The sequence below is a fragment of the Streptomyces sp. NPDC029526 genome (assembly GCF_040637405.1).
Taxonomy (GTDB): Bacteria; Actinomycetota; Actinomycetes; order Streptomycetales; family Streptomycetaceae; genus Streptomyces.
Map to the genome: position 1 here is coordinate 95,523 of NZ_JBEZWE010000018.1, position 9,839 is coordinate 105,361.

Annotated in this window: 8 protein-coding genes; 6 read left to right on the forward strand and 2 right to left on the reverse strand. The window is 74.4% G+C overall.

The genetic code is table 11. The features are described 5' to 3' along the window. Nucleotides 1–158: 158 nt before the first annotated feature. Nucleotides 159–344, reverse strand: coding sequence for an antitoxin (locus AB0F01_RS27020; RefSeq protein ID WP_362100885.1), 186 nt, complete (start codon nucleotides 342–344; stop codon nucleotides 159–161). A gap of 198 nt (nucleotides 345–542) precedes the next feature. On the opposite strand from AB0F01_RS27020, the gene AB0F01_RS27025 reads away from it, so the two are divergent. Beyond that, complete coding sequence (locus AB0F01_RS27025) at nucleotides 543–1,301, forward strand: HNH endonuclease family protein (RefSeq protein WP_362100887.1); 759 nt, start codon at nucleotides 543–545, stop codon at nucleotides 1,299–1,301. Between the two features lie 135 nt (nucleotides 1,302–1,436). Here the strand turns inward: AB0F01_RS27025 and AB0F01_RS27030 are convergent, their stop codons facing one another. Beyond that, nucleotides 1,437–2,180, reverse strand: a complete 744-nt coding sequence (locus tag AB0F01_RS27030) for a hypothetical protein (protein WP_362100890.1) — start codon at nucleotides 2,178–2,180, stop codon at nucleotides 1,437–1,439. A gap of 512 nt (nucleotides 2,181–2,692) precedes the next feature. On the opposite strand from AB0F01_RS27030, the gene AB0F01_RS27035 reads away from it, so the two are divergent. The 5 genes from AB0F01_RS27035 (at nucleotide 2,693) to AB0F01_RS27055 (ending at nucleotide 9,647) form a co-directional block, all read left to right on the forward strand. Continuing rightward, nucleotides 2,693–4,795 (forward strand): N-6 DNA methylase, encoded by a 2,103-nt coding sequence (locus tag AB0F01_RS27035; protein ID WP_362100893.1) that lies wholly within the window; start codon nucleotides 2,693–2,695, stop codon nucleotides 4,793–4,795. Between the two features lie 487 nt (nucleotides 4,796–5,282). Continuing rightward, complete coding sequence (locus AB0F01_RS27040; protein WP_362100895.1) at nucleotides 5,283–5,951, forward strand: hypothetical protein; 669 nt, start codon at nucleotides 5,283–5,285, stop codon at nucleotides 5,949–5,951. A 38-nt stretch (nucleotides 5,952–5,989) separates the two neighbouring features. Continuing rightward, the gene (locus tag AB0F01_RS27045) at nucleotides 5,990–7,483 is read left to right on the forward strand and encodes a protein kinase (RefSeq protein ID WP_362100916.1); all 1,494 of its coding nucleotides are present in this window, start codon (nucleotides 5,990–5,992) and stop codon (nucleotides 7,481–7,483) included. A gap of 157 nt (nucleotides 7,484–7,640) precedes the next feature. Beyond that, nucleotides 7,641–8,288, forward strand: a complete 648-nt coding sequence (locus AB0F01_RS27050) for a SurA N-terminal domain-containing protein (protein ID WP_362100898.1) — start codon at nucleotides 7,641–7,643, stop codon at nucleotides 8,286–8,288. A gap of 351 nt (nucleotides 8,289–8,639) precedes the next feature. Then, nucleotides 8,640–9,647 carry a nucleoside triphosphate pyrophosphohydrolase gene (locus tag AB0F01_RS27055; RefSeq protein WP_362100901.1) on the forward strand — a complete coding sequence of 336 codons (1,008 nt, stop codon included), beginning with the start codon at nucleotides 8,640–8,642 and terminating at the stop codon, nucleotides 9,645–9,647. Nucleotides 9,648–9,839: the final 192 nt, after the last annotated feature.

The following is a 9,839-nucleotide window of genomic DNA, read 5'->3' on the forward strand; positions in this document are numbered from 1 at the left end:
GGCGACGGCGACGGCGACACGCAGGAAGCCGCCCACGGCAGCAGGCCGTGGGCGGCTTCCTGTTCGGGTCGCGGCTCTTTCGGGTCGCGGCTTCGGGTCGCGCGGCTTCGGGTCACGTCCGACACCTGGTGGGTCCCGGTCCGAGGGCTGCGGGAGACCTACGGCTCGTCGGTACGGTCGCCCTCCATGCCGAGACGGCGCTCGGCCTGTTGCTGAGCGGTGTCGACGTGCTTGGCGTGTTTGCCGCCGGTCCTCTCGTTGATCTTCTGTTCCGCGGTGTCGGAGGCCTGCTTGGCCTTCTCCTGCGCCGACTTGTTGCTCTTGAACTTGTCGAAGATGCCCATCCAGGAGCTCCTTCCGGGGTGACTCATCTACGACCATACGCGCCACATGTGCGGAATGCGCATTTTCGCCCAGATGTGGTCTGGACCTCCGACTCGCTACGGTGATCCCGGCACCACCGGCTCGCATGGGCCGGGCACGACAGCACCAGGGGAGGGGCCACTGTGACGTGGTACGTGAGGCGTCGGAGCAGGGGAGGGGTGGCGGCGACCCGGTGGGCCGGGGCGGCGGTGTGCGCGGCTGTCGTCCTCCTCACGGGCTGCGAGGCGCTCGACAGCGCCGGCACCCCCGCATCGGGACCGGAGGCCGGCGCCGCGGGCGACGGCCGGGCCGTCAGCCCGCTGGACAACCCTGACGGGACCGAGCCGGGACTCGCCCCGGTGAAGGAAGAGGCGGACCGTGACCGGGCCGTCGCCCTCATCGAGAAGGTGGCCACCAAGGGCCGCGGACCGAAGACCGGCTACGACCGCGACGAGTTCGGCTACGCCTGGATGGACACGGCCGACGGCGTCCCGTTCGCCAGGAACGGCTGCGACACCCGCAACGACCTGCTCAAGCTCCACGGGCGCAACGTCGAATTCCGCAGTGGCTCGGACTGCGTGGTGGTCTCGATGGACCTCTACGACCCGTACACGGGCAAGGACATCGCCTGGAAGAAGGAGAAGGCCGCCGAGGTCCAGATAGACCACGTCGTGCCGCTCTCCTACAGCTGGCAGATGGGCGCCTCGCGCTGGGCGGAGAGCAAGCGCCGGCAGCTCGCCAACGACGCCCTCAACCTCCTCCCGGTCGAGGGCCGCGCCAACTCCCAGAAGTCGGACTCCGGCCCGGCGTCCTGGCTGCCACCCAGCAAGGGCGTCCGGTGCGCGTACGCGGTCCGCTTCGCCCAGGTCGCCGTCAAGTACGAGATGCCGGTGACGAAGGCCGACAAGGACATGATGCTGCGGCAGTGCGGTGGTTGAACGGGACGGCCGGCTTAACGGGACGGCCGGCGGCGGCTGAACAGGGCGGCCGGCGGCTCAACGGGACGGCCGGCGGCGCCGCTGAGCACGCCGGCCGATGAGCACGCCGGCCGCTGGGCACGTAGGCCGGCCCGCTCAGCCCAGTGCGTCGAGATCCAGTACCTGGCCGGACGGCTTGCGGGCCGGGACCGGCTCGTCGAACCGGCTGAAGGTGATGGACCCGGGGTCCTCGGGGGAGGTGTTGTCGAGCCGGAGCAGGTAGGGCTTGCCCTCGGTGGCCACGTAGAAGGTGTAGGCGTCCTTGCCGTCCTGCTCGGTCAGCGTGATCGCCCGCTTGCCGTCGATGGTCGTGGTCTTCCCGCGCTCGGCCTCGGAGGAGCCGTCCTCGGCGTCGCCGAGGACCACACCGAGGTCGCAGAAGGCGGCGACGTCGTCCGCGTCCGCCCCCTTGAGCGACATCTTGGTCCACTTGCCGGCCAGCATGGCCACGGTCGCGTCCACCTCGCCCTTCGGCTCGCCCTCGCTCTGGGCGCGCAGGAACGCTTCGTCGTACTTCATGTAGATGCTGTCGCCGGTCTTGATCAACTCGGCCGTGCCCTCGTCGCCCATGCCCATGGTGCCGGCGCATTCGCCCTTCTTGTTCAGGGCCATGTCGATGCGGAGGGTGCCGCCGGTCTCGTCGTCCCGTATGTCGCCCTTCATGCGCAGCGACTCGGCACCGGTGGTGGCCTCCAGGGCGCGCTCGGCGATCTGGCCGCCGGTGAGCCCGGCGAAGGGTTCCTTCGCCCGGTCCGGCTCCTTGTCCTGGGTGCCGCATCCGGTGAGACCGGCGGTGACGGCGGCGGCGAGGCAGACGGCGGCGAGGGCGGTGCGGCGCATGGAGGATCCCTTGGTTCGGCAGGTGAAAGGACGCGATGAAGCGATGACGCGATGACGCGATGACGCGACGACCGGCGTCCGTGACGGTCACGTGGCGTCGGTGGCGGTGGTGGTGCTGGTGCCTTCGACGTGGTGTCGGTGACGGTGCGGCGCGCAGGCGCGGCGACGTGACGGCGCATCGGGCCGTTGCGTCGCGTCAATCAGACCAGAGCCTGTGAACCGAGTCAACACGGGATTCGTGGATGGTGCCCTTCACGGTCGACACGTGGGGTCAAGGCCGTACACAGGTATGCTCCCCGGGTCACACGGGCGAGGGGAGCCGACGGGTGCGGGACGCACAGGGCGGGCGGAGCACACGCGAGCCGAGTGGGCGGAGCGGTCCGGAAGAGCAGGGCCGGCCCGCGGACGACGCCGGGCGGACCGGGCGTCCGCCCGGGAGCCGGGGCGGACCGCACGACGGAGGAGGCCTACCGCACGACGGCCGGCAGTCCGAACGGGAGGGCGCGGGCGAGGTGACCGCCGCCGACATCGCCCGGCTGGCCGGGGTCGGCCGGGCCGCCGTCAGCAACTGGCGCCGCCGCCATGCCGACTTCCCGAAGCCCGTCGGCGGCACCGAGACCAGCCCGGCCTTCGCGCTCGCCGAGGTGGAGGGATGGCTCCGCCGGCACGGCAAACTCGCCGAGGTCCCCCTGCGGGAGCGGGTCTGGCAGCAGCTCTCGGGTCATCCGCAGGGCCCCGTCACCGCGCTGCTCCACGCGGGGTGCGCCCTGCTGCTGATCCACGACCGGCCCACCCAGTGGCTGGACGCGAGCGACGGCCCCGACGAACGCCTCGCGGCGCTGCTGCCGGATAAACTGAAGGAGGTGCTCGACGCCCGGCCGGGCCACGTAGTCGACCTCCGTGCCGCCGCGGGCTCCGTGCCGGCTCTCACCCGCCCCACCGCGCCTCGTCTGCTGCCCTCCGTGCCGCTGCTCCGGGGCGTCGCCGAGCTGGCCGCCGAGCTCGGCGCCCGGCAGACCTTCGAGTTCCTCCTCGGACGGCACCTGGACGCCAACCCGCGCCAGTACACCCTCACCCCCGGCGGTCTCGCCGACCTCATGGCCGCCCTCGCCGAATCGGCCGGCCCCCCGCGCACCGTCCTGGACCCCGCCTGCGGCACGGGCGCCCTGCTGCGCGCCGTCACCCCCCGCCCCGACCAGGAGCTGTACGCCCAGGACACCTCGGCCGAACTCGCCGCCCTCACCGCGCTGCGCCTCGCCCTGCACACCCGGGGCGCCGTGCACGCCCGCGCGGGCGACACCCTCCGCGCCGACGCCCACCCGGCCGTGCACGCCGACGCCGTCCTGTGCCACCCGCCGTTCAACGAGCGGAACTGGGGGCACGACGAACTCGCCTACGACCCGCGCTGGGAGTACGGCCTGCCGGCCCGCACCGAGTCCGAGCTGGCCTGGGTGCAGCACGCGCTCGCGCGGCTCGCGGACGGCGGCACCGCCGTCCTGCTGATGCCGCCCGCCGTCGCCTCCCGTCGCTCCGGCCGCCGGATCCGCGCCGACCTGCTGCGCCGGGGCGCGCTGCGGGCCGTGATCGCCCTGCCGGTCGGCGCGGCGCCGCCGCACAGCATCCCGCTGCACCTGTGGGTGCTGCGCCGCCCCGGACCGGTGCCGGCCCACCCGGAGATCCTGCTCGCCGACGCGGGACGCTTCGCCGGTGAGGGGCGCGGCGGGCCGGACTGGCAGGGTGTACGGGAGACGGTGCTGGACGCCTGGCGGGACTTCGACCGCACCGGGCACCTCGACCAACGGCCCGGCGTCGCACGCTCGGTGCCGGTCCTCGACCTGCTCGACGACGACGTCGACCTCGCTCCGGCCCGTCATCTGCCGCCCCCGGCCTCGGCGGACGACGCGGAGTGCCTCGACGCCGTACGGGACCGCCTCGGCGAGACCCTGCGGCTGGCCGCCGGCCTCACCCCGCCACCCGCCACGCCGGTACGTCCCCGGCCCCCGCACACCCGCGACACCGGCGTCCCGGCCGACACCGCCCCGGCCACCCCCCTCGACCGGCGCCCTCTCACCACCGTCGGCGAACTGGCGCGTGCCGGGGCGCTGCTGATGCATACCGGCGGCACCGGCGGGCCCGCCCGCGTGCCGGTGCTGACCGACCACGACGTCCTCGCCGGAACCGGCCCCTCGGGGACGCTGCCCGAGAGCGACGAGGAGCCCGTGCTCACCGAACCGGGTGACATCGTCCTCCCCGTCCTCGGGGGCGGCGCGGTCACCCGGGTCGTCGAGGGTCCGACCGCCGGTGCCGTCCTCGGCCGCAACCTGGTCCTCCTGCGTCCCGACCCGTCGGCGCTCGACGCCTGGTTCGTCGCCGGGTTCCTGCGCGGCACGGCCAACCACCGCCGGGCCAGCAGCTACGCGTCCACCGCCACCCGGCTCGACGTGCGCCGCCTGCGACTGCCCCGGCTCCCCCTGGACGAACAGCGGCGCTACGGTGCCCGGTTCCGCGCCCTGGACGAGTTCGAACGGGCACTGCGGCGGGCCGCCCGGCTCGGTGACGAACTCGTCCGGGGAATGTACGACGGTCTGACCAGCGGCACCGTCGCCCCCGACTGACCGCGACGGAACGCACGGGAACGCGGCTGACCGCGACGGAACGCACGGAACACGACTGACCGCGACTGACCGCGACGGAAGGCGGGGAACGCGGTCGGACACGACGGGGCGCGGCCGGTCCGTCCGCCCGGGCTGGCCGCGCCCGGCCCCGCACGTGACCGGCCCGGCACCGTGCCCGGCCGGGCACGCCGGGCACGGTACGGACCGGCGCCGACCCCGAACGGGCGTGGCGCGCCCCGGACTCCGCCCGTCCGGGCGACCCCGGGACGCCCCCGGGCGCCTGGGCGGTCCCGGTGCCCGGCACCCGGGCCGGCCCCGCGGACGCCCCCCGGGGGCACGTTCGGGAGGACGACGGAAGTGATCGGGTCGACAACGGTTCGGTACAACGCGGGACCAGTTGTCCCCCACGGCCTATACGCTCAGGGCTCGACCGAGCTTCGACGCTCGCACTACAGTCCTCGTCGGCCACACCGGTTCAGGAGCAGTCATGTACGGCCACGGCGCGCCGCAGCCCCCTCGCAGCGCGGCAACGGTGATCACCCTGCGCGTGCTGATCGCCCTCGCCGGATTCCTCTCGTGCGGCCTGCTGTCCTGCGTACCGCTGTTCCGGGTGGCGCTGCTGCGGGGCCGCACCCTGGACTGGGCCGTCGCATGGGTCAGCATCCCGCTGTCCATCGCCCTCCTGATGGTGGTCGGCTCGCTCCCGGAGTCGGACGTCCGCACCGACATGGCCGTGGCCCTGATGCTGCTGCTGGGCATCGGTGCCGCCGCCTACTACCTCGTCGTCGACATCCGCCACCACGGCCGGCCGCACCCCTACCCGGGCCCGCTGGGCCACGGGACGGCCCCGTACGGGTACCCGCAGCCCACGCCGCCCTCGCCGTACGCGACCACGGCCGTCTCCACTCCCCCCGTGCCGCAGCACCCCGTGCCCCCGCAGCACCCCGTCCCCCCGCAGCAGGCCCCGCCCGTCCCCCCGCAGCAGACCCCGCACCCGGGACCGGCCGGCCCCGTGCCGCCGACGACACCGCCCCCCGCGCCACAACGCATCGACCAGGTACGCGCCGAACTCGACGAACTCAGCGACTACCTGCGCAGACACGACGGCCCCGAGGGCCACCACGGCCCCGGCGGGCCCCACGGCAACGGAAGGTGAGCGTGACGGCGGGACGAGTCGTCGCCGGCCGCTACGAACTGTCCACGCTGATCGGACAGGGCGGCATGGGACAGGTCTGGACGGCCTACGACAAACGGCTGGACCGGCGGGTGGCGGTGAAGCTGCTGCGCCCGGACAAGGTGGCCGGCCAGGAGGCCGACGAGCTGCGCCGCCGCTTCGTGCGCGAGTGCCGGGTGACCGCCCAGGTCGACCACCCGGGCCTGGTCACGGTGCACGACGCGGGCAGCGAGGGCGAGGAACTGTTCCTCGTCATGCAGTACGTCGACGGCGCCGACCTCGGCGACCACCTCGCCGAGAACGCCCCCTACCCGTGGCAGTGGACGGTGGCCGTGGCCGCGCAACTGTGCGCCGTGCTCAGCGCCGTGCACGCCGTGCCGATCGTGCACCGCGACCTCAAGCCGCGCAACGTCATGATCAAGCAGGACGGCACGGTCACCGTGCTGGACCTCGGCGTCGCCTCCGTCATGGACAGCGACACGACCCGCCTCACCCACACCGGGTCACCCATCGGCTCGCCCGCCTACATGGCCCCGGAACAGGCCATGGGCGGCGCGGTCGGCCCCTACACGGACCTCTACGCGCTCGGCGTCCTCATGCACGAACTGCTCAGCGGCGACGTGCCCTTCGCCGGCTCCACCGCCCTCGGCGTGCTGCACCGGCACCTCTACGAGCCCCCGGTCCCCGTCCGCAGGCTCCGTCCGGAGGTGCCCGAGGCCCTGGAAGCGCTGGTGCTGCGCCTGCTGTCCAAGGACCCCCAGCACCGCCCGGACTCCGCCCAAGAGGTCTACGAACACCTGGCCCTGCTGCTGCCCTCCCGCGGGACCCCCACCGGGGCGCCGCTCGACCCCACCCGGCCCTTCCTGCGCCCGCACGCCCCCTGGCCCGACCGCGCGCGCACCCCCGCGCCGCAGCCCGCCCCCGCCACGCCCCCGGCACCCGACGCGGAGAAGGCGGACATCGCCGTCGCCGTGGACGAGGTCAAGCGGCTCCTCGGCGAGGGCCGGATCACCCAGGCCGTCGACATCCTCGGCGGCATCCTGCCGGTCGCCGCCGAGCAGCACGGCGAGCAGTCCCCGGTCGTCCGCACCCTGCGCAAGCAGTACGCGGCCACCCTGCTGGACGACGGCCAGTACCGGCGCGCCCTGCCCGAGCTGCGCCGCCTCGCCGAGGAACGCGCCGCCGAGGCGGGCCAGGCCGACCCGCAGTCGCTGCGCTACCGCTACGAGGCCGCCCAGTGCCTGGAACAGCTCGGCGAGCCGGCCGCCGCCCTCGCCGAATACCGGTCACTGCTGGGCTACTTCGAGAACCAGTACGTCTCGGGGGACCCCGAGCTCGCCCACGACGTCCGCCGCCGCATCGGCCACCTCCTGCTCGCCCTCGGCGACCGTGCCGCCGCCCACAGCACCCTGATGCGGCTGCTCCACGACGTCGAACGCCTCCAGGGTCCGGGCCATCCGACGGCCGTCGAGGTCCGGCGGACGCTGGAGTGGCTGGGACAAGTGCGCGGATAGCGGCCTCAGCCCGGCGGACCGGACTCCCGGGCGCGCGGCGGTGCCGGAAGTGCCGGTGAATCGTTGGTCGAATGGGTTGGCCAGAGCTTGGCCGATGCCTACCATCGATCATCGCAAGACTTTGTGCACCGCCGCACAAGCTCCTCAGGAGGTTTCCTTGCACCGCCGCCGTCGCTCCGCGCTCCTGCTCACCGCCGCGCTCGTCACGGCGGCACCCCTGCTCACCGCGTGCGGGAACGACGCGCACCCGGGGGCGGCGGCCGTCGTCGGCGGCCAGCGGATCACCGTCGCGCAGCTGGAGGAGCGGGTCGACCAGATCCGCGAGGCCCAGCGCGCCGCCGTGCCCGACGAGGCGCAGTACGAGCAGGCCGTCGCCCGCACCGGCAGCCTGACCCGGGACACCCTGAACGGCATGGTCCTGGACCGGGTGCTGGAGCGCGCCGCCGAGGACGCCGGGGTGACCGTCAGCGACCGCGAGGTCCAGCAGCTGCGGTCCGACCTCCAGGAGCAGGCGGGCGGCGCCGAGGCGCTGGAAGCGGCCTGGCTCCAGCAGTACGGCATCCCGCCCCAGCGTCTCGACACCAACCTCCGCCTCCAGATCAAGGCCCAGAAGCTGGCCGAGAGCCTCGGCACCGACACCAGCAGGCCAGAGTTCTGGCAGGCCCTCTCCGAGGCGGGCAAGAAACTCGACGTCGACCTCAACCCGCGCTACGGCAGCTGGGACCCGGAGAAGAGCAGCCGCGTCGACGCCACCACCCCGTGGCTCCGCGACGTCACCGCCGAGGGCGCCCCGCAGACCGCCTGAGACGGGAGGCGGGAAGCGGGAAGCGGGACGGGGCTGGGCGACTCCGGGCCCGGGACCGGACGGGAATGGACGGGTCGGACGGGACGGCAGCGGGCCGAGGGGAACCGGTCCTGGCCGAACGGCAGCGGACCCAACGGCACGGCAACGGACCCAACGGAACGGGTGCGGGCCGAACAGGACCGGGACGGGCGCGCAGCCGCAGGGGTGTAGGGGCAGAGGGGCGGATGGCCGGATGGTCGGCCCGCGCCGGATCCCCCCGACCGAGTGCGACGCAGTGCGACAGTACGACCGCGCCGACGGCCCTGTGGATAACTTCACGGGGGCGTCGGCGCAGTGCGTTAGTTTCGAAGCGTGAACCCCAACAGTGCCCCGCCGACCAGCCCCGACGCCGCCGACCCCGGCCGCATCGTCCTGCTCACCACCAGCCACCGGGTCGCCCCCGGCCTGCTGTCCTGGCCCGCCTGGCAGGCCCTGCACGCGGCCGACCGGGTGCTGTGCGCGGACGGCGCCCACCCGCAGCTGCCGTACCTGCGGGAGGCCGGCCTGGCCGTAGAAGAGGCGTCCCCGGCCGCCGAGGAACTCGTCGACGCCTGCGCGGGCGGGCGGACGGTCGCGGTCGTCGCCACGGGCGAGGGCGAACCCGCGCTGACCGACGGCCTCGCTCGCCTGGCCGGCAGCGGCCGGGTCCGCATGCCCGCGCTGGAACTGCTCCCCGGCTCCTACGACCTGCCGGGCGCCCGGGTCCTCGACCTCGTCCAGGTCATGGACAGGATCCGCGCCGAGTGCCCGTGGTCCTCCCTCCAGACCCACCAGGGCCTCGCCAAGTACGGCATCGAGGAGGCGTACGAACTCGTCGAGGCCATCGAGGAGGGCGACCGCGTCGAACTCCGCGAGGAGCTGGGCGACGTCCTCCTCCAGGTCGTCTTCCACTCCCGGATAGCCGAGGAGCACCCTGAGGCGCCCTTCTCCCTGGACGACGTGGCCGGGGGCATCGTCGCCAAACTCATACACCGCCACCCCCATGTCTTCGGCGACGCCACCGCGACCACCCCCGAGGAGGTCAAGGAGCACTGGCTGCGCACCAAGGCCGAGGAGAAGCGGCGCACCTCGGTCACCGAGGGGATCCCCCTCGGCCAGCCCGGCCTGGCCCTCGCCGCCAAGCTGGCCTCCCGGGTGCGTACCGCCGGGCTGGACGTCCCCCTGCCCCGGGGCGAGGGCATCGGCTACGAACTGCTCGCCCTGGCGGTGCGGGCCGAGGCGGAGGGCGTCGATCCGGAAGCGGCCCTGCGCGCGGCGGCCCGCGCCTACCGGGACGCTGTGCGGGCGGCGGAGGGCGCGGGGGAGGGGAGCGGGGGGTAGCGGGACGGGGAGGGGGAGGAGGGGAGGGAGGGGAGGGGGGGGGGGGGCCCGCCCCCCCGGGGGGGCCCCCCCCCCCCCCCCCCCCCCCCCCCCCCCGGGGCCCCCCGGCGGGCGCCCCCCCCCCCGGGGGGGGGATCTGATCCCCCCCCGGACCCCCCCCGCCCCACAGGCCGGTACACACGCCCGGCCGGC

What these genes read in the sequence shown, in the direction of transcription:
- AB0F01_RS27040 (WP_362100895.1), top strand. Translation starts at nt 5,283, where the DNA reads ATGTACGGCCACGGCGCGCCGCAGCCCCCTCGCAGCGCGGCAACGGTG.
- AB0F01_RS27030 (WP_362100890.1), bottom strand. Translation starts at nt 2,180, where the DNA reads ATGCGCCGCACCGCCCTCGCCGCCGTCTGCCTCGCCGCCGCCGTCACC.
- AB0F01_RS27020 (WP_362100885.1), bottom strand. Translation starts at nt 344, where the DNA reads ATGGGCATCTTCGACAAGTTCAAGAGCAACAAGTCGGCGCAGGAGAAG.